The sequence below is a fragment of the Micromonospora sp. NPDC050397 genome (assembly GCF_044901685.1).
Taxonomy (GTDB): domain Bacteria; phylum Actinomycetota; class Actinomycetes; order Mycobacteriales; family Micromonosporaceae; genus Micromonospora_G.
In genome coordinates this window covers 155811-175172 of the sequence record NZ_JBJDPS010000009.1, presented here as the reverse complement: position 1 = coordinate 175172, position 19362 = coordinate 155811, and the positions used below count along the sequence as shown (strand labels likewise).

The following is a 19362-nucleotide window of genomic DNA, read 5'->3' as shown; positions in this document are numbered from 1 at the left end:
GCGCGCTTACCTCTTGCGGATCGTGATCGTCGCCTTGCGGTAGTTGTCGCGCCTGTCGTTCTTCGTCGGGTCGTAGTTCTGCTCGATGTTGCCCGCCGCGTCGACCGAGAACCAGTGGAACGTCGTGGTCTCGGTCACGTGGAACACCTCGCCCGGCTCCCGGAACTCGGTCGCCTCGTAGCGCGGCGACTGGAGGGTCGGCCGACTGCCGTCGGTGGTGTAGTAGATGGTGGCCGGCTCGCTCGTCTCGAACCGTACGTCGACCGGCGCGGAGTACCTCCCACCGCCGGGAACGAGCTTGGACGTCGGGTCCTTCTTGTCCCTGCCCCAGTCCGCCGCGACCCGGAACATCTCCATGATCCCGTTGGCGTACTCCATCGTCTCGGCGTGGCCGCTGACGAGGTTCGGATCGCCCTCCCACACGGGCTGGAACGAGCCGCCCTGCCAGTTGCCGGTGGCCGGGTTGTAGATCGAGCCGCCGACCTCCCAACCGAAGGCGTAGATCCCGTACGTGTGGTACAGGTCCTCACGTACGTTGCCGGCGGAGGAGTAGAGGACGTCCGACGAACCGCCGACGTTCTCCGGCGTGACGACGGTCTCCCGGTGCGCCTTGACCTGCGACAGGATTCGGGCGGCCGACTGCCAGTAGAACGCCTCGTCACCCAGCGGCGGGCGCGGCGTGGTGATCCGCCCGTCCGCGATGTACGCACCGGGCTGCCAGAAGAGCTGGCCGCCGTTGGAGTGGACGGACATCATGAACTTGATGTTCGAGTACCGCTCGACCAGCCAGATGATGTTCTTCGCCTCGGGCTCGGAGAGCTCTTCCGGTCCCTGGTAGGTGTCGCTGACACAGCTTGTCGACGCGCCCGAGTAGCCGTCGTGACCCGAGCCGACCCGGTAGTTGCGGTTCAGGTCGACGCCCCAGGCGTTACGGCGGGCCGGATCGGCGTTCTCGTCCGGGCAGTGGTTGGTCATGTTCCGGCGCTGGGAGGCGAAGTTGTAGAAGCTGTAGTTCGCGCCGTCGGGGTTGTTCGACAGGATGAAGAAGACGTCGGTGCTCTCGACGATCTTCCTGGTCTCCCTGTCGGACCGGTAGTTGTGCACCAGACGCTCGGCCGACTCCAGCGAGGTCGTCGCGGGCACCCACTCGCGGGCGTGGTCCTGCGCCTGGATCAGCACGCCCGGGTTCCGGCCGTCGCGGTACTTGCCGATCCGCAGGACGGGGATCGTGGCCGGGCCGCGCGGCACCTCGCCCTCCGGGGCGCCGACCCGCTTCTGGTCGAGGAAGTCGGTCAGCGCGACCGGGCCGGGGGTCGGCGCGACGATCCCGGTGCCGGTATTGGTCCGGTACGGGTGCGACCGGTCGACGAGGCCCTGGGACCGGGTCTGCAACGCGGCCGCCACCTCGGTAGCCGTACTCGCGAGGCCGGCGGAGGCGTCCTTCGCGAGCAGGACCCGGATCGCCTTGCCCGTCACCTCCACACCCAACGGGAGATCGGCCCCCGGCCGGTCCACGAACTCGACGGTGATGTCGTTGCCACCCTCGTGACCCCAGGCCGCCGAGCTGACGACGACCGCGGACTCCCCGGTGCCGCCGATCGTGGCCTGCGCCTTGCGCTGGTAGCCGTTCGTCCGGTTCGGCAGGTAGACGATCTCGGCGATGTCCGGGTACTGCCGGGCGATCTCCTTGGCGCGGCTGTAGAGCTGCTGCGGGTGCTTGTAGCCGTCGACGAAGTCGGACTTGTAGCCCCGGTTCTCCGTCAGCGGCGGCGGAGCGTCCTCCAGCCAGTCGGAGACGCCGCCGACCGCGACCCCACCGGTCGAACTGGTGACCCGGATCTGGTGCGGGCGCTGGTCGAGCTTGAACAGGTTGCGGTGGAACATGTACTGCCCGGAGTCGACGAACCGGCTCATCGTCCGGGCGAAGCCGAACGGGGTCCGCCGGCCCGAGTCGTTCTCCAACTGCATTCCGACGATCGGCTCCGCCTGCTGCCCCTCGGTGGTACGCGCCTCGACGTAGAGGAAACCCTGGCCCTTCGTGGTGAACCAGTCGGCGCGGACGACCCGTACGGTCTCCTCGTGACCGTGCGGCTGGGCGCCGGACGTACGGAAGGACTGGATGCCCCCGTCGGCCTCCTCGCTCCAGGCGAAGCCTTCGTTGTCGCCGAGGATCTGGACGCCCATCGCCTCGAGTTCGGCGATCTGCTCGGCGGTCACCACCGCCTCGCCCTCGATGCCGCTGGGCACTCGCTTGAGGCCGTGCTCGAGGTCGAAGCCGGCGGCGACGACCTTGTCCAGCATGTCGGCCCCGGTCAGCTCGATGCGGACGAGGCGTACCGACTCCTGGTCCTCCAGGTGGGATCGCCCGGCGCCCGCCGTGGCGGTGGACTCGGCGCCCGCCGGGGTGGGCGCGGGCACGATGAGGACGCTCGCCACCAGGGCGGGCAGTGCGAGAAGCGCGATGCGCAGTCGTCTGCGGTGCATGCTCCCCTCCTTCTGTTTGCGGCCTGTGGTCTGATGCCGTGTCGGCCCGCGAGCGGGCCAGGCCGATCCAGTTCGGACAGCCACGCCGAACCCGTCCACGGGCGCCCGGGTACGACGGCGGGCACCGTCGTGAGCAGGCGTGCAGGGCTGTGGGCGGGCTGGGCGCGGTGAGTGTATGTGAATCTGTCGCTTCGACGGAGTGGCTGAGCCGGATCTTGAGCATTGCTTGAGCTGACGATCGAATTCAGTCCGACGGCGAAGGGTGTCTATGCCCTGGTCGAGGCCGGCGTCGCGGGCCTGACCGCGAGGTCACCTGGTGCCGGGTGTACGACTGTCGCTGTCGGCGAAGACGCTGTCGTCGAACGGTGCCTCGGGAAAGGTCCAGCCGTACCCGCCGCCGAAGGTGCGACGGGCGTGGGTTCGCATGCGCGGACCGTACGTGGCGTCGGTCGCCAAGGCCGGGTAACTGCCGCCCGGCATGGTGACAAGTCCGGCGGTGTCGGCCAGGTAGGCATCGAAGCCCGGGTACATCAGTTCGACGCACGGCAGGTCGTCGATGTCCAGGGCCAGCACCGGGTACTCGCCGGTCTCGTCCGGCTCGGCCACGGCGAACACCCGGCGGGAGTCCGAGCCGCCGGGCAGCAGGAAACATTCGGTGAACCGGGTCGAGAACGGGTGGTAGAGGGTCGCCCACGGCTCGCCGTACTCGGCGGCGGCCAGGACGCCGAGTGGACGGGGCGTGAGCCGGTGGCTGCCGTCCGGGGTGAACCAGCCGAAGCGGGTGAGCAGGCTCGTGTCGTACGCCAGCCACCGGCGCAGGCCCGGCGGTAGCGGCCGGCCACTGGGAAACGCCATCGTCGCCAGGACGTCGTCCGGCACCGGAGTGGGCGGACCGTCCAACCAGGTGCCCGCCCATGGCGCGTAGTTCAGGACCGGGCGGGCGGGTGCCGCCGAGATCGACGCGATGACCCGTTCGACCAGTGGTACGCCATGCTCGGGAGCACCTGAGCCGGAGGTGGCGGGACGCTCGCTCGGGTCGGTCACGCATACTGATCCTCTCGGTGTTGCGGGGGAAGCGGTTCGCGATGAGATGCTGGTCGGGTGAGGACCGAAAGGCTGCTGTGGACACTGTACGAGCCCGTGCACGCCGTCACGTACTTCGCGCCGGAGGCGCGGCGGGCGTACGAGGAGGCCGGGTTACGCGGCTACTGGCGGGGCTATTTCGGCGGGCGGGCGGCCCCGCTCGGGCCGGTGGGGGCGGCACCGGCCACCGCCCTCTTCTTCACCTTCGCGCCCGCCATGGTCGCCCGGGCCCTGCCCGACGTCTGGCAACGGGCTACTCCGGCCGAAGCGCTCGCGGCGCGCCTGGCCGGAGCCACGGACGCGCTGACCCGGCTCACCGCCGACATCCCGGCCGCCACGGTGGAGGCGACCGCCGACCTGCTGACCGAGGCGGTTGACCGTCTCGCCCCGGCGGGTCGGGCGCTCGGGGCCGCCAACGCGGCGCTGCCGGTGCCGGTGGAGCCGCTGGCCCGGCTTTGGCACGCCGCCACCGCGTTGCGCGAGCATCGTGGGGACGGGCACGTCGCCGCGCTCGTCACCGCCGGACTGGGCGGCTGCGAACCGTTGGTCTGGCGGGCGACGACAGATCTCGGCCGCGAGGCCCTGCAATCGAACCGGGGCTGGTCCGACGAGGAGTGGGACGCCGCGACCCGACGGTTGGTCGAGCGCGGCTGGCTCGCCGAGGACGGCACTCCCACCACCACCGGCGTCGCCGAATACGAGCGGATCGAGGTCGCGACCGACGTCCTCGCCGCGACGGCCTGGACCGGCGTCGACCCGGAGCGGGTTGTCGCGTTGCTGACCCCGATCGCGCGGGCCTGCCGGGCCGTGCTGCCCCCGGCCAACCCGATCGGGCTGCCCGCGTCGAACGGTCCTGCCGCCGGCCCGGCCTGAACTCCGACCGTCGGCTGTCCGAACGTTGACATCGGTTTCACCCGAGTTCGGGGATGCTCGATGCGAAGTATCCGACATGTCGCTGCGTACCGTAGTTACGTTGCCCAACGTCGATTTCCGCGTGTGGAACAAGCGCGTCGGCGATCGGCGGTAGTCGGAACCCGGCACGGGCAACCGCCGATCAGACCGGGACCGTCCCACCGCAAGCGGGGAGTACCGACCGCGTGCTCGTCGGAGCGGACTGAGAGGTAACGGCAATGCCGCGAGCTGAGCGTCCACTCGATCCGGGCGACACCGCCCTGCTGCGATTCGCCCGTGACCTGCGGCTGCTGCGGGAGAAGGCGGGCAAGCCCACCTATCGGGAACTGAGCGGCCGGGCGCACTACTCCGAGGCGGCCCTCTCCCAGGCCGCGGCCGGCCGCAAGCTGCCGAGCCTGGCGGTCACGCTGGCTTACGTGTCCGCGTGCGGGGGCTCGACGGAGGACTGGGAGGAGCGGTGGCGCGAGGTGGCGGCGCAACTGCCCGCGCCGGAGCCCGGCGGCGACGTCGAGCCACCGTACGCCGGGCTCGCCCCGCTCCAGCCCCGCGACGCCGAGCGGTTCTTCGGCCGGGACAGGCTGGTCGACGAGGTGCTGTCCCGACTGGCAGACCAACGCTTCGTGGTGGCCTTCGGGGCCTCCGGTGCCGGCAAGTCCTCACTGCTGCGGGCCGGGGTGATGCCGAGGCTGCCCGACCCGGTGCTGCTGTTCACCCCGGGGGCGCACCCGATCGAGGAATGCGCGATCCAACTGGCCAGGCTCAGCGGATCACCGGTGGCGACGCCGGGACCGGACGTACGGGCGCTGCACCGCCTGATCGCGGCGGCCGTGCCGGACGACGGCGAACTGGTGATCGTGGTCGACCAGTTCGAGGAGGTCTTCACCCTCTGCCGCGACGGCGAGCAACGGCGGCGGTTCATCGACGCGCTGCTCACCGCCGCGCTCACCGGCAACAGCAGGTGCCGGGTGGTGCTCGGGGTACGCGCGGACTTCTACCCGCACTGCACCGCCTTCCCGGGCCTGGTCGAGGTGCTGCGCGACGGCCAGGTGACGGTCGGTCCGATGAACCCCGAGGAGTTACGCCTGGCGATCACCCAACCGGCGGTCCGAGCCGGGTACGCGGTCGAGAGCGCGCTGCTCACCGAACTCGTGGCCCAGGTCAACGGCCGGGTGGGGGTGTTGCCGATGCTGTCCCACGTGCTCCTGGAGACCTGGCTGCGGCGCCGGGGAAACACCCTGACCCTGGCCGGTTTCCAGGCGGCCGGTGGCATCGCGGGCGCGCTGACCCAGACCGCGGAGACGGTGTACGCCCGGCTCTCCGCCGGCCAACGGGACACCGCGAGGAACCTGCTGCTGCGGCTCACCGAGCCGGGCGAGGGCACCGGGGACACCAAACGCCGGGTCGAGCGGGTCGAGCTCGACGACGACGCCGACACCCGTACGGTGCTCGACCGGTTCGCCCACGCCCGCCTGGTCACCCTCGACCGGGACAGCGTGGAGATCGCGCACGAGGCACTCATCCGGTCGTGGCCGAGGCTGCGGGGGTGGCTCGCCGAGGACCGTGAGGGTCTGCGGGTGCATCGGGCGCTGACCGAGGCGACCGAGGTGTGGCAGGCCCTGGACCACGACGACGGCGCCCTCTACCGGGGTGTGCGACTGGTGCGGGCATCGGAGTGGGCGGCACGCGACCCGGGCGCGCTGGCCACCCGGGAACGTACCTTTCTCGAAGCGAGCCGCGCCGCCGAACTGGCCGAGCGTCGGCTCACCCGCCAGCGGGGCGCGCGCCTGCGGCAGGCGGTGGCGCTGCTCGCCGTACTGCTGGTGCTGGCCGCCGGCACGGTGACGTACGCGGTCAGCGTCGAGCGTTCCGCCGCCCGGCAGAGCGACACCGCACTGTCGAAGATCGTCGCGGGCAAGGCGGGGTCGCTGCGCGGGCGGGATCCGGACCTCGCGGCGCAGCTCAGTCTGGCCGCGTACCGGCTGGCGCCGACCGCCGAGGCGCGGGCGAGCCTGATGACCATGATCCCCTTCCCGCACCGCGCCCGTTTGTCCGGACACGGCGCGAACGTGAACGCGGTGACCTTCCGCGCCGACGGCGGTGCCGCGGTGACCACGAGCCACGACCGTACCGCCCGGGTGTGGGACGTCGCCGATCCCCGCCGGCCCGAGGTCGCCACCGTGCTCAGCGGACACACCGGCACCGTCAACGCCGCCGCCTTCCACCCCGACGGCCAACTCCTGGCGACGGCGAGCTGGGACGGTACGGCCAAGCTGTGGGACGTCGCCGATCCGCGCCGTCCGGTCGAACTCGCCACCCTGCGCGGCCACCGGGGCGAGGTGAACGCGGTGACGTTCCACCCGGACGGTCGTACGGCGGTCACCGTCAGCAGCGACCGTACGGCGAAGGTGTGGGATGTTGCCGATCCGCGTTCCCCGCGTGAACTGATGACCCTCACCGGGCACACCGGGTTTGTCGTCGGCGCGGCATTCGGACCGGACGGTACGGTGCTCGCCACCGCCAGCTTCGATCACACCGTCGCGCTGTGGAACCTCGCCCAGCCGGACCGGCCGAGGATCGTCAGCGGTCACCGGGCCCGGGTGACGTGGGTGGCCTTCAGCGCCGACGGGACCCGGCTCGCCACCGCCAGCCAGGACCGCACCGCCCGGGTGTGGGACCTGGCCAGCGGTCGTGAGCTGGGCGTACTCGCCGGCCACGACGGCACCGTACGGTCGGTGGCGTTCAGCCCCGACGGGCGTACGGTCGCCACCGCGTCGGAGGACCAGACCGCGCGGGTCTGGGACGTGGCCGACTCCGGCCACTACCGGCAGGTCGCACTGCTCACGGCACACACCGAGCCGGTGGTGTCGATTGCCTTCCGTCCGGACGGGCGGGTCCTCGCCACCGCCAGCGACGACGACACCACCATCCTGTGGAAGATCCCCGGTACGCCCCTGGACCAGCTCGACGCGACCAGGGTGGCGGCCTGGGTGTGCGACTGCGTCGACGGCCCGATCGGCCGGGAGCGCTGGGCCACCTACTTTCCCGGCAGGAGCTACCGCCCGCCCTGTGGTGGCCGGCCGGCGTGAGCACGCCTGCCGGCCACCGCCGCTCGGGGTCGCCGGGGTCGCGTCAGTAGTACAGGACCCAGAGCTCGTAGTCGTCCCCGGGGAACCAGCTACCGTCCTCGCAGGTGAACCGCTGCCAGCGCCCCTCGTCGACACCCGCGTGCCCGGCCCGGGTGCAGTCCTCCACCCAGTAGTAGTAGGTGAGGAACTCGTAACCGGGCGGCGCGGCCTGGGCGGCTGCCTGCGTCCCGAGGCCGACTCCCGCCGTCGCGACCACGGCGGCCGCGAGCAGCCCCGCCGCCCGCTTGATGCGAATACCCATGGATCTTCCTCTCTGCTCCGGGAGCGGTCGTGATCAGCGGCGATCGTGGTCGAACGCCCCGCTCCCCGTGCTGAGGCCTGTGTAGCAACGATTCGTTCTTCACGATCGACACAGCCGAGGTGAACAACAAACGCTGAAGAACGAACGCCGGTGAACGGGGACCCCACTCGACGCGGCGACATCTTCGGGTCGTGAGGTTCGTTAATCCGGTCGTAACCTCGTTCGTGGGCATGTGCCCCTGCCTTTTCCTCCGAGGTGGCCGATCACCATGCGGCATGTGGGCGCCCAGCGAAAGGTCGGGCATGACACTACTGGTCGACACCACCGATCCGGACGTCGTTCACGACACCTTCGCCGGCATGTACAGCAACCTCACCCTGGACATCGACACCAGCGTTCACCGGTTCCGGCTCTCCCGCTACGTCCTCGACACGATCGTGCTCGACCATCTCGCCGTCAAGCTGCACATGACGGCCACCGGCGGGCCGCTGGGCATCTACCAGTTCGGGCACGTCATCGCCGGAACCATCACGCTCAAGACCCCCGATCACGATCAGCGTCAGGGGCCGGGGTCGCTCTACATCCCCGCACAGCCCGACCATTCCTATCACTGCAGAATCAGCGACGCCGAGGTGGAGGGGCCACAACTTCCCGTGTCGCTGTTCGCCGAGATCGCCGACACCGAACCGGCGCGCGTGTCACGGCCCGTCAGGTTTCTCGACTACCGGCCGATCAACGCGGAAGCGGCCGCGATCTACCACCGTAGCTTCGACTACGTACGCGACGAGATCATCGGCAGACCGGTAGCGGAACAACCCCTCGTCGCCGGCACCGCCAGCAGGCTCCTGGCCGCCGCCGCCCTTACGGCGTTCCCGAACAACGCGCTGCACGATCCCACGATCGAGGACCGCCACGACGCCCACGCCGCCAGTCTGCGTCGTGCCGTCACGTTCATCGACGACAACGCCCACCTTGACATCAGTCCCGCCGACATCGCCGCCGCCGCCCACGTCACCATTCGCGCTCTGCAACTCGCCTTTCGTCGTCACCTCGACACCACTCCCACCGCGTACCTGCGCCAGGTCCGCCTGCACCACGCCCACCACGACCTGCGCGACGCCGATCCCGCGACCACCACCGCGACGACCGTCGCAGCACGCTGGGGCTTCGTCAGCCAGAGGCGGTTCGCCGCCCACTACCGCGTCGCCTACGGCGTCACGCCTTCCCACACGCTGCGCCAGCGCTGACGGAAGAGCGTCAGCCGTGCAGTGTCCGGCTCGGTGGCTGACCGTACGTCCGGCGGTAGAGAGCCGCGAACCGACCCGGGTGGGCGAACCCCCAACGGGCGGCGATCACGGCCACGGTGGCCGCACCACTGGGCTCCGCGGCCCGCAACTCCTGGTGGGCGCGTTCGAGGCGTACCCGACGCAGGTAGCCCAGCGGCGTGGTGTCGTAGCGGCGGGCGAACGCGTACTGCAAGGCGCGCGGGGTCGCACCCGCGACCGTGGCGATCTCCGTCAGCGTGATCGGCTCGGCGGCATGGGCCTCGATGAACGTCATGGCGCGACGCAGCAGGGCGGGCGGTACCCGGCCGGTGTCGTGGTGCTCGGCGCGGGTCATCGTGGTGTTGGGGAACACGACCAGGGCGGCGGCGGCCAGCATCCGGCTCAGCTCGGCCAGGATTACGCGGTTCAGCGTCGCGGGCTCCGCCGCTGTCAGTTGCCGGTGGACGAAGGCGATCGTGTCCCGCCAGTACCGGGCGAGCGCCGGTGAGATCGGCGACATTCCGTCGAGCCGGAAGTCCCTGGAATCGATGCCGGTGGTCTCGGCCGCGAGCCGGGCCAGGTCGGTGTACGGCATCCGGAGTACGTCCCCGGTCACGTTCTGCCAGTGAACGCGCAGGGGACTGCCGGCGGGGTAGATGCACACGTCGCCGGGTTGGAGCCGGGCCTCGTGCCGACCGGCATGGACCTCCATCAGTCCGCCGCGCACGTGGATGGTGCGCAGACAGGGGACCGGGTCCGTCTGGATGTGCGAGACCCACGAGTATCGAAAGGTGTCGGCGATGATCGGTCCGGACCGGACGCATTCCACCCGGAACTGAAACGGTCGTTCCCGGTCACCGCCCAGGCGTTGTCGTTGGCTGACGAAGTGGCTGTTCATGAAGTGGTACGCCGCTTCGGGGTCGCGGGTCGCGAATGCCGCCCTGGCGAGGACGCTGGTGGTCTCGGACATCGTTCTTCCCACACGCGAACGTTCCGGTGTCGGGGTTGTCCCGATCACTGGGACCTCTCATGGTATGGGCTATTTTAGTGGCCTTCAACAGTTCTCACCAGGGCGTTTTCAACGACTGCGGGTCGAGGGCTCGGAGCTGTCGTACCCGCAGCACACCGGTCAGCATCGGCAGGGTGAACTCACCGTCGTTGGTCTCCGGCCTGCTCGCCAGGTAGGCGCGAATCCCGCCGAGAGCAGCCTCGCGTTCCTGCTCCGGCATCAGCAGCACCCCCGCGCGCGTAGCGATCGTCGCGATCAGGGAGTCGGCGGTCCGGCGCTGCCCGTGCGGAAACTCGGCCTGCTCCGCCGAGTCGAAACGGGCGACCGAGCCATCCTCGGGAAGGTGCAGGCTCGCGGTCGCGGCACGCCAGCGACTGAACGCGTCACGCGGGCCGATGGCCGCGCTCGTGCTGGCCCGATCGAGTCCGGCAACCCAGTCGACCCGGTCGTCCAGGACGTTCCAGAGACCGGCGAGGATGCCCCCGGGCGCCAGCACCCTGGCGATCTCGGGCCCGGCGAGGGCCATGTCGAACCAGTGCAGCGCGTTTCCGGCCAGCACGGCGTCGACGGACGCGTCCGGCAGCGGTATCGCCTCGGCGCCGCCCGGCAGGGCGTCGACACCCGGCAGCGCATGGCGCAGTTCGGCCAACATCGCAGGGTCGGGCTCGACCGCGATGACATCGGCGCCCAGCGCGACCAGTGTGCCGGTCAGTTTGCCGGTCCCGGCGCCGAGGTCGAGCACTCGAGGGCCGGGCGCGGCCTCCAACGCCCAGCGCACTGCGGCCGGCGCGTAGTCCGGGCGGTGCTCGGCGTACGCGACCGCCGCGGCGCCGAACGACGAGGCGTGCAGTAGTCGTGCATCCTGCTCCATCCGGTGAGCCTACCTATGCCGCACACACCCGCGCCGCCGCGACCGGTGCGGAAGATCGCCCGGAAGCTCCCCTCCACCGCCGCGGGGTTATGAGCGGGGCGGGCAGCCACTGGGCCACCGCGCCCGGCAGTGGTTGCAGGCGACGGGGACTCATCACCGCCGCGCGCCACTCGCGGTCGTCGAACGTCAGCCACACCGGGCCGCACTCCTGCGGCCCGGAGACGATCGGCTGGCAATGTGACCGGTCTGCGGGGATGAAGTGAGTGCCTTCCGCCGCGGGAAACCGCGGTAGTCAGGCGTGATCCGGCGTGGGCGTCAGGTTGAGCGTGTTGACCAGTTCCGCGAGATGGGTGAGCTTGTCCTCGCCGAGCGGTGTGACGACGCGCTGACGCAGTGCGCTTGCGAGCGCCAGGGCGGCCCGGCGGGCGACGTCACGTCCCGAGGGGGTGAGGACGGCGAAGATGACCCGTCGGTCGGTGGCGGATGGGTGGCGTTCCATCAGGCCGGCGGAGACGAGCCGGTCGGCGACCTTGGTGGTGCCCGCGGTGGAGAATCCGAGGGTCTGGGAAAGATGACTCATTGGGGCCCGTCGTTCCGGGCTGTTGAGCAGGAACCAGAGTACCTGGAAGGACGAGGGCGCCAGACCGGTCTGCCTATCGACGTCGTCGAGGAGCTGATCGGTGAGGGTGCGGATGCCGGCGGAGATCGCGTTCCACTGCTTGAGCACCGCCACGTCTTCCGGGGTTGGACATGCTTGCGCTGTGTCGGCGCCGGCTGGGTCCTCTCTGGGCATCTGCTGTGCTCCTCGTCACGCTGATCGCTTGCCTTGATCCTAGCCTAACGGGCTATTGTGTAGCTGGCGAGCTAATTACTGGCTACTTAATAGCTCGCTATGCGGACGGGTGCGCTCTGCTCCGGAGGTAGGCGGTCAGCAGGCGCACGGGGCAACCGAAAACGGTCAGCGGGTCGTCACCTCGAGCGACAGCCAACTGGCCGGCAAGCCCAGATCCCGACAACCGATGATTCAACGAGCGGAGCAACATGGTGCGCGCAGTCGTGGCAACCGCCTGGGGCGGAGTCGACGTCATCGGCGTCATCGACGTGCCTTCCCGGCGGCCCGGGCCCGGTGAAGTCGTGGTCGCGGTTCGCGCGGCGGCGATCAGCCCGTTTGACCTGAAACGCGCGGCAGGATCGATCCGTGGTGACCACGAATCACCGCCGTTGCGGCTCGGCAACGAGGTCGCTGGCGTGGTCACCGCTGTCGGCCCGGATCCGACGGGGTTCGAGGGCGAGTCGCTGGCCGTCGGTGACGAGGTGCTCGGGCACTGGCTGCCGGGGGCGCAGGCCGACGAACTCACCGTCCCGGCCGCGATGCTGCTACGTAAACCGGCCATGCTCGGCTTCACCGAGGCAGCCGCGTTGCTCGGCAGTGCGACCACTGCGGCGCACACCCTCGAGGTGGCCGGCGTCGGCGTCGGCGACATCGTTCTGGTGCACGGCGCGAGTGGCGCGGTCGGTGGCATGGTGACGCAGCTAGCCCGAATCCGTGGAGCTCGCGTGATCGGCACCGCGGCGTCGAGTCGCCACGAGCGGCTGCGCGCCGAGGGCGTACGCCCGGTCGCCTACGGTGCCGGCCTCGCCGACCGGATTCGCGCGTTGGCCCCTGCCGGAGTGTCGGCAGCAGTCGACACCGTCGGGACCGACGAGGCGCTCACGGTCTCTCTTGCACTCGTGAGCGACCCCGCCCGCATCGTCACGATCGCGAACTACCAGGCCGCCATCGCTGCCGGCGCCCGGGCGCTCGGTCCGGGGCCGGACACCGAGCGCATCCGCAGCGCCGCCCGCCCGCACCTGGTTCGTCTCGCCGCCGCTGGCGACCTCGTCGTAACGATCGCCCGAGAGTTCCCCCTCCAGCAGGCCAGGGACGCCTACACACTCCTTGCCACCGGCCACGCCGGCGGCAAGGTCGTTCTCCGGCCGGACAGAAGCACTGCCGGAGAGGTTCCGGAAACCAACGACACGGCTCGCTAGCGGTCGATCAGTTTTGCGTTCATTCGCAGCCCCTGACAACACCCGAAAGGTTCCGCCCCATGAACATCCTTCTGTGGATACTCGCCAGCGTACTGGCCGTTGTGTTCCTCGCCAGTGGCGTGATGAAGCTGCTGCGCAGCAAGCCGCAGTTGGCCGACTCCGGACAGGGATGGGTCGACCCGGTCCCGCCCGGTGCGATCAAGCTCATCGGGGCCTTGGAGGTCGCCGGCGCTGTCGGGCTGATCCTCCCGGCGGCGATCGGCGTCGCCGCGACCCTGACACCGGTCGCCGCCACTGGCCTCACCTTTCTCATGATCGGGGCGGCGGTCACCCACGGCCGCCGAGGCGAAGTGCCGAACCTTCTGGTCAACATCGTGTTGGCGGTCCTCACCGCCATCGTGGTCTGGGGCCGATTCGGACCGCACGCATTCTGACCGATTCCTTGTCACAGCGGCTCCAGCGCCGGCGGCCACGGTCACCTCCACTGCGGCAGCGGGTACAGGAAGCACCCTCATCGACAGATCGCCACGTCTCGTACGTGGCCAGTCTCGAGCACCCCGACTACACAAGGAAAATCATGGATAATCACCGGACCGACAGCTTGCTGACGAACGACGGTGTGCGCATCCACTACGTTGATGTCGGCCAGGGGGAGCCGGTGGTGTTACTGCCAGGCTTCTCGCAAACCGCTGCTCAATTCGCCAAGCAGATCACCGAACTGAGTCGCGACTATCGGGTCATCGCGGTGGACCATCGGGGACACGGCAGATCCGGCAAGCCGGATCACGGTTACCGGGTCTCCCGGCTCGCCGGCGACCTGCGGGATCTCATCCACACCCTGGATCTGCGGGAGGTCACCCTTCTCGGTCACTCGCTGGGCTGCACGGTCATCTGGTGCTACCTGGACCTCTTCGGCGGTGACCGGGTCGGCCGCCTGGTGCTGGTCGACCAGGCGGCGGTAACGTCGGCGGACCTCGTGCCGCAGGAGCAGGCAGTCGAGCTGGGAGGCATCTTCACCGCCGAGCTGGCCTTCGGTATCGCTGCCGGTATGCGCGGCGCCAACCCGGACGCCACAGCCAAGATGATCGTCGGCATGATGCACACTCCGACGCTGAGCGGTGAAGACGCCGACTGGATTACCGAGCAGAACCTCCTACTCCCCAGGAAGCACGCCGTGACGCTGCACCTCGACCACTACGGGAATGACTGGCGTGATGTTCTACCTCGAATCACCGTACCGACACTGGTGATCGGTGGCGCGTCGAGTTTCTTCGACGCCCGTGTCCCGCGCTGGGTGGCGGCGCAGATCCCTGGCGCACAAGTGCGGGTCTTCTCCGAGGCCGAGCGCGGCAGCCACCTCATGTTCTGGGAGAACCCGGAACTCTTCAACACCGTTGTACGGGAATTCCTGACCACAGGCCGGGTCACGAGCTGAGCGCCGGCAGCCGAAGTTCGCTGCCCGGCTCGGTAATTCAACTGCCAACGCACGTACGCTCAACCGGGAGGAACGAGAACTGTGACGGCCATGACCAAAGCGGTGGAGTACGGTGACGTCGAGACCGTTCCGGTCTACTTCGACGACCTGGACGCGATGGGGATCGTGCACCACGCCCGGTACGCGTTCCTCTTCGACCGGGCGTTCGGCGGCTACTGGGGCAGGCGCGGCTACACAATGGATTCGGGCACGCCGAGCGCGGACGCCTTCCTGGCCGTACGCGAACTGACCCTGGCCTACCGGCGGCCGATCAACCGTCCGGGCGAGGTGGCCGTGCACTTCTGGGCGGAGCACCTCGGTCGCACCAGCGTGCGGTACGGCTTCCGAATCCTCTCGCTCGACGGCGCGACGGTCTACGCCGAGGGTTCACGGACCATGGTGCTGCTCGACCCGGCGACCATGCAGCCGGCGCCGTGGCGCGACGCGACCCGAGAGGCGGTCACCGTGCTGCTCCGTCCGACGACCGAGGCTGATGTCCCCGCCGGCCCCCGGGCGTGAGGAGAGGCCCCTACCGCGCGGCAGAGCATGAGGCAGGGGACGGGAGGCGTCAGCCTCCCGTCCCGACCCCTGATCGCGCTTGTGGTAGCCGACGGCTTAGCTGATCAACTGGTACGCGAACTGCACCTCGAGCCCCTGTGCGGCGGCAGCACCGCTGACCCTCAGTTGGAGCCGTCTTGGTGCGCCGACACTGTCGAGGGCGAACGGCGGATTGGCGTTCGTCGACTGGAGTTGCGTCGAGACCGCGAACGTCGGGCCGCCCGCGCTCGTTCCGTCCAGGTCCAGCCGGACGTTGCAACCCCCGGAGGCGAGCTTCCGTGTGACCTTGGTGATCCGGATGCGCTGGCCGTCCAGGTAGAAGAAGTCGCGGAGGTCGTAGAGCCCGTCCGCCAGCGGCCCGACGAGCTGGGCGCTCAACCATCCGTCGATCTGCTCGACGCCCTTGTTGCCGACGAACCGGGTCTGGGTGGACTGCGCCCCGGTGATGAGGTACGCACCGGTGGTGTTACCGGCCAGGTCGTTGCTGGTGACCAGCACGTCCGCGGCGTCGTTGACGATCCCGTAGTCCTGCCGGGAGATCCCGTCGGCCAGTGCGCCGATCACGTTGCCCGTGATCACCACCCGGGACGCGGTCGACCGAATGTTGATCCCGGCACCGTTCCGGTACGCCGAACCTCCACCCGTGTACGCCCGCTCGAACCTGACCCCCACCAGGTCGAACTCCGTCGGGCCGACCACCGTGATCCGTCGTTTCCCGTTCGCCTCCGTGCTGCCGGTGACGTCGCTGACGGTTATCCGGTCCTCGGTCTCCCAGCCGTGCGGGACCGCGGTGGTGACCCGTACGTCGCCGGACGGGTTCGCGGCGACCCGTTCGACCGCCCTGGAGAAGGCGGGGTGGGCCGTTCGACCGTTGTTGCCGATCAGGCAACCGGTGACGGTGACCCGGGTGGACGCGATGTCCAGCCCGTTACGGCCACATCCGCGCAACACACAACCGACGAAGGTGGCGCTGCCGGCGAAGCCCGTACCGATCCTGACGTCGTCGTGCTCGTTGTCGGCGGAGATGTACGTGTTGGCGAAGTGGACCTGGGCCCCAGCGTCCAGCAGCACCGGGACGCCGTGCCCGTTCTCGAACCCGCCGCCCTCGAAGTAGAGGAACTTCGGCGTGGCCTGGCCGGTGGTGTTCCGTAGCCAGAGGCCGTGCCGTCCGAACAGGAGCGCGGTGGAGATGAACTTGATCGACCCGCCGAGCCCGTCGATGACCAGGTTGTCGGTGTTGTCGTTGCCGGTGCCGGCCGCGATCCCGCACTCCACGAACTCGACCGGGTCGGCCCGACTGCCGTCCCCGACCCCGTTGAGGAGGATGACCTGCTCGCCGACGAAGCCGTTCCAGACGCAGTTGACGAACCGGACCGTGTTGCAGGCCCGCAGGGCCATGCCGTTGTGACCGTCACGGAAACGCACGTTGGCGAAGGAGAGCATGTAGTTGCCGTCGGTGCCGGAGCGTTCGGTGGCGAGGAGGTAGCCTCCGGTGAGCCCTTCGCCCCGGACCTGCAGGTCGCGCATTCCGCCACCCCGGGCCCCGCTGAGCCGGAATCCGTCGGCGGTGCCGGTGGCGACCACGTACTGGGTGGAGTAGTCGACGTTGTCGCTGGCGCCCGCGCCCTGGAAGGTGATCGGCACCCGGTCCACGGTGACGGTCTGTTCCAGCCGTATCTTGCCCGGCCCGGCCTCGATGACGCCCCCGGTGGGGAGCGCGTTCACCGCCTCCTGGACCAGTGGTGAATCGTTGCCGGTGCCGCGCCCGGTCCAACCGAACCAGGTCAGGTCTAGCCGGTTGGTGGTGGGCCGCTTCCAGCGGCCGGTGGCGACGCCCTCGACGGCGAAGACGGTGCCACCGTTGTCCCGTTCGGTGCTGGCCGCGTCCCAGTAGAGGTCGCCGCCACCCCGGCCGATCTGGTCACCGTGATAGGCCGACAGCCACACCCACTGCCCGGCGCTGCCCCGGGTGCGACGCAGTCGCGCGACGGTGTCGACCGGGTCGCCCTGCGGGTTTCGCCTCGCTGGGCGGCGCTCGTCCTCCGGCCGCCTCGACTCGGCCTGGGCGACCGACGGGGCGAGTAGCTGCCCGCCGGCCGCGACCATGCCGGCCAGGCCCAGGGCGGAGAGGGTACGGCGGCTGAGCGTGCCACCGGCCGGCTCGTGGGTGGCGGGGTGGGACCCGTTGTCCTTCTTCACCTGTTCCTCCTTGCGGGGATCAGCCCTTGACCGCTCCGATCACGACACCCTTGGCGAAATGCCGTTGCAGGAACGGGTAGACCAGGCAGATCGGGATGAGGGAAACGACCAGGATGGCCATCTGCAGCGACTGCTGCGGTGGCATGACCTCGCCGGGGAGGTCGGCCCCGAGCGCGGTGTTGTCGATGACGTACGTGCGCAGTACGAGCTGGAGGGGCCACTTCTCGGTGGAGTTGATGTAGAGGACCGCGTTGAAGAACGCGCTCCAGTAGCTGACCGCGTTGAAGAGTGCGATGACGGCGATGACCGCCTTCGACAGCGGCAGCATGATCCGGGTGAGGATCTGCAGTTCGCTGGCCCCGTCGATCCGGGCCGCGTCGATGATCTCCTTCGGCACCTCCATGAAGAAGGCGCGGACAATGATGATCTGGAACGCCGAGGTGAGGCCGGGCAGGATCAGCGACCAGTACGAGTCGATCAGCCCGAGTTCCTTGATCAGCAGGTAGTTCGGGATCATGCCGGCGTTGAAGAACATGGTGAAGAGCACCAGGAGCAGGATCGGCCGGTGACCCCAGCTCCCCGGCCGGGACAGCGAGTACGCCAACAGCGCGGTCACCACCACGGAGAGACCGGAGCCGACCAGGGTGATCCCGATGGACACCAGGGTCGCCCGGGTCACCACACCACCACGGAGGATGGCCCGGTAGGCGTCGAGGGTCGGGTTCTCCGGCCAGAGGACGTATCCGCCGGACCTGGCGATCTGGGCCTGGTCGGCGAGCGAGGTCGCGATCACCGCCAGGAACGGGGTGAGCACCAGCGCGCAGGCGACGAGGAGCACCACGCCCTTGAGGCCCCGTACCGCCGGGCTGGGCGGGTTGGCGCCGTTGATGGTACGCAGCCGGCGAGCCCGGGAGACCCCTGGCATCAGCTTCGTCGGTCGTGGGCGCTCTTCTGTCCGGGTCACCATTTCGCGTACAGCCCCCTCTCGCCGAACAGGTGCGCGACCTTGTTCGCCCCCAGCACCAGGGCCGCGCCGACCAGGCCCTTGACCAGCCCGACCGCGGCCGATGTGCCCCAGTTGCCGCCGGCGATCCCGTAGTTGTAGACGTAGGTGTCGAGCACCTCCGACGCCTCCAGGCCGACCGGCCCCTGCTGGAGGAAGATCTGCTCGAAGCCGACCGAGAGCACGTCACCGAGCTTGAGGATGAACAGCAGGATGACCACCGGTCGGATCGCCGGCAGGGTGACATGCCAGAGCTGCCTCAGTCGTCCGCCGCCGTCGACCGCGACCGCCTCGAACAGCTCCAGGTCGACCCGGGAGATGGCGGCGAGGAAGATGATCGTTCCCCAGCCCGCGTCCTTCCAGACGACCTGGGACGTGATCAGGGCCAGGAACAGGTCCGGGTCGCCGATGATGCTCAGCAGCGGCAGGTCGTGCGCCCTGGCCCAGGTGTTGTAGAGGCCGGCGTTGCCGAGCATGTGCTGGAACAGCGCCACCACGATCACCCAGGACATGAAGTGGGGGAGGTACAGCACCGACTGCACCACCCGCTTGATCCGCTCGCTGAGCAGGCTGTTCAGCAGCAGGGCCAGCACGATCGGCACCGGGAAGACGAGCGCGATCTGGAGGAACGAGATGACCAGCGTGTTGGTCAACGCGTTGAGGAACGCGGGGTCGCCATTGAAGATCACGTCGAAGTTGTCGAACCCCACCCAGGGCGATTCCCAGATGGTCAGGTACGGCTGGTAGTCCTTGAACGCGATCACGTTGCCGATCAGCGGCACGTACTGGAACAGCAGCACCAGGACGACTCCGGGCAGCGCGAGCAGGAGCAGGAACCGGTCCCGCTTGAACCGCCGCCAGGAGGAGAGCGATCTGGACGTCGTACGCGACCGAGGTGGCACCGCCGGCCCAGCCGGGGGAGGCTTGCCAGCGGAGTCGCCGGGGGCGGTCGTACCCGCGCCGCCGGTGGCGCCGTCCGGATCGGGCCCGACCGGGTGGTCCACCGCCAACCCCGTTCTCCGTGACATCCCGCTGGAAGTCATCTCTCTCCTCCGATTCACCCCGACACTGACACCACTACGACCG

At 69.5% G+C, this 19362-nt stretch carries 17 protein-coding genes; 7 read left to right on the top strand and 10 right to left on the bottom strand.

What is annotated here, in order from left to right; all coding sequences use genetic code 11:
- Window positions 1-6: 6 nt before the first annotated feature.
- Together ACI2K4_RS25890 and ACI2K4_RS25885 are read right to left on the bottom strand one after the other, a co-directional pair.
- Window positions 7-2484, bottom strand: coding sequence for a M14 family zinc carboxypeptidase (locus ACI2K4_RS25890; protein ID WP_404514908.1), 2478 nt, complete (start codon window positions 2482-2484; stop codon window positions 7-9).
- A 309-nt stretch (window positions 2485-2793) separates the two neighbouring features.
- Window positions 2794-3528: a hypothetical protein gene (locus tag ACI2K4_RS25885; protein WP_404514906.1), complete on the bottom strand. Its 735-nt coding sequence runs from the start codon at window positions 3526-3528 to the stop codon at window positions 2794-2796.
- Between the two features lie 75 nt (window positions 3529-3603).
- Between ACI2K4_RS25885 and ACI2K4_RS25880 the strand changes: the two genes are divergently transcribed.
- Both ACI2K4_RS25880 and ACI2K4_RS25875 read left to right on the top strand, forming a co-directional pair.
- Complete coding sequence (locus ACI2K4_RS25880; RefSeq protein WP_404515032.1) at window positions 3604-4440, top strand: hypothetical protein; 837 nt, start codon at window positions 3604-3606, stop codon at window positions 4438-4440.
- A gap of 257 nt (window positions 4441-4697) precedes the next feature.
- Window positions 4698-7565, top strand: a complete 2868-nt coding sequence (locus ACI2K4_RS25875; RefSeq protein WP_404514904.1) for a hypothetical protein — start codon at window positions 4698-4700, stop codon at window positions 7563-7565.
- Between the two features lie 43 nt (window positions 7566-7608).
- On the opposite strand, the gene ACI2K4_RS25870 is transcribed toward ACI2K4_RS25875, so the two are convergent.
- Window positions 7609-7866: a hypothetical protein gene (locus tag ACI2K4_RS25870; protein WP_404514902.1), complete on the bottom strand. Its 258-nt coding sequence runs from the start codon at window positions 7864-7866 to the stop codon at window positions 7609-7611.
- Between the two features lie 302 nt (window positions 7867-8168).
- Between ACI2K4_RS25870 and ACI2K4_RS25865 the strand changes: the two genes are divergently transcribed.
- Window positions 8169-9113 carry a helix-turn-helix transcriptional regulator gene (locus ACI2K4_RS25865; RefSeq protein WP_404514900.1) on the top strand — a complete coding sequence of 315 codons (945 nt, stop codon included), beginning with the start codon at window positions 8169-8171 and terminating at the stop codon, window positions 9111-9113.
- A 10-nt stretch (window positions 9114-9123) separates the two neighbouring features.
- Here ACI2K4_RS25865 and ACI2K4_RS25860 read toward each other — a convergent pair whose 3' ends face one another.
- The 4 genes from ACI2K4_RS25860 to ACI2K4_RS25845 form a co-directional block, all read right to left on the bottom strand.
- Entirely contained in the window at window positions 9124-10101 is a 978-nt protein-coding gene (locus ACI2K4_RS25860) for an AraC family transcriptional regulator (protein WP_404514898.1), read from the bottom strand.
- A 94-nt stretch (window positions 10102-10195) separates the two neighbouring features.
- Window positions 10196-11011: a class I SAM-dependent methyltransferase gene (locus tag ACI2K4_RS25855; protein ID WP_404514896.1), complete on the bottom strand. Its 816-nt coding sequence runs from the start codon at window positions 11009-11011 to the stop codon at window positions 10196-10198.
- Between the two features lie 13 nt (window positions 11012-11024).
- Window positions 11025-11267, bottom strand: a complete 243-nt coding sequence (locus ACI2K4_RS25850) for a DUF6767 domain-containing protein (RefSeq protein WP_404515030.1) — start codon at window positions 11265-11267, stop codon at window positions 11025-11027.
- Between the two features lie 36 nt (window positions 11268-11303).
- The gene (locus tag ACI2K4_RS25845) at window positions 11304-11804 is read right to left on the bottom strand and encodes a MarR family winged helix-turn-helix transcriptional regulator (RefSeq protein ID WP_404514894.1); all 501 of its coding nucleotides are present in this window, start codon (window positions 11802-11804) and stop codon (window positions 11304-11306) included.
- A 248-nt stretch (window positions 11805-12052) separates the two neighbouring features.
- On the opposite strand from ACI2K4_RS25845, the gene ACI2K4_RS25840 reads away from it, so the two are divergent.
- The 4 genes from ACI2K4_RS25840 (at window position 12053) to ACI2K4_RS25825 (ending at window position 15035) form a co-directional block, all read left to right on the top strand.
- Entirely contained in the window at window positions 12053-13042 is a 990-nt protein-coding gene (locus ACI2K4_RS25840) for an NADP-dependent oxidoreductase (RefSeq protein ID WP_404514892.1), read from the top strand.
- Between the two features lie 59 nt (window positions 13043-13101).
- The gene (locus ACI2K4_RS25835; protein ID WP_404514890.1) at window positions 13102-13476 is read left to right on the top strand and encodes a DoxX family protein; all 375 of its coding nucleotides are present in this window, start codon (window positions 13102-13104) and stop codon (window positions 13474-13476) included.
- Window positions 13477-13580: 104 nt separating this feature from the next.
- Window positions 13581-14477, top strand: a complete 897-nt coding sequence (locus tag ACI2K4_RS25830) for an alpha/beta fold hydrolase (protein WP_404514888.1) — start codon at window positions 13581-13583, stop codon at window positions 14475-14477.
- 90 nt (window positions 14478-14567) lie between these two features.
- On the top strand, window positions 14568-15035 hold the full coding sequence (locus ACI2K4_RS25825; protein ID WP_404514886.1) for an acyl-CoA thioesterase: 468 nt from the start codon (window positions 14568-14570) through the stop codon (window positions 15033-15035).
- Between the two features lie 96 nt (window positions 15036-15131).
- On the opposite strand, the gene ACI2K4_RS25820 is transcribed toward ACI2K4_RS25825, so the two are convergent.
- From ACI2K4_RS25820 to ACI2K4_RS25810, 3 genes are read right to left on the bottom strand one after another with little or no spacing between them, the layout of a single operon-like run.
- The gene (locus tag ACI2K4_RS25820) at window positions 15132-17273 is read right to left on the bottom strand and encodes a hypothetical protein (protein ID WP_404514884.1); all 2142 of its coding nucleotides are present in this window, start codon (window positions 17271-17273) and stop codon (window positions 15132-15134) included.
- A 19-nt stretch (window positions 17274-17292) separates the two neighbouring features.
- Entirely contained in the window at window positions 17293-18198 is a 906-nt protein-coding gene (locus ACI2K4_RS25815) for a carbohydrate ABC transporter permease (RefSeq protein ID WP_404514882.1), read from the bottom strand.
- A gap of 35 nt (window positions 18199-18233) precedes the next feature.
- Entirely contained in the window at window positions 18234-19319 is a 1086-nt protein-coding gene (locus ACI2K4_RS25810) for an ABC transporter permease (protein ID WP_404514880.1), read from the bottom strand.
- Window positions 19320-19362: the final 43 nt, after the last annotated feature.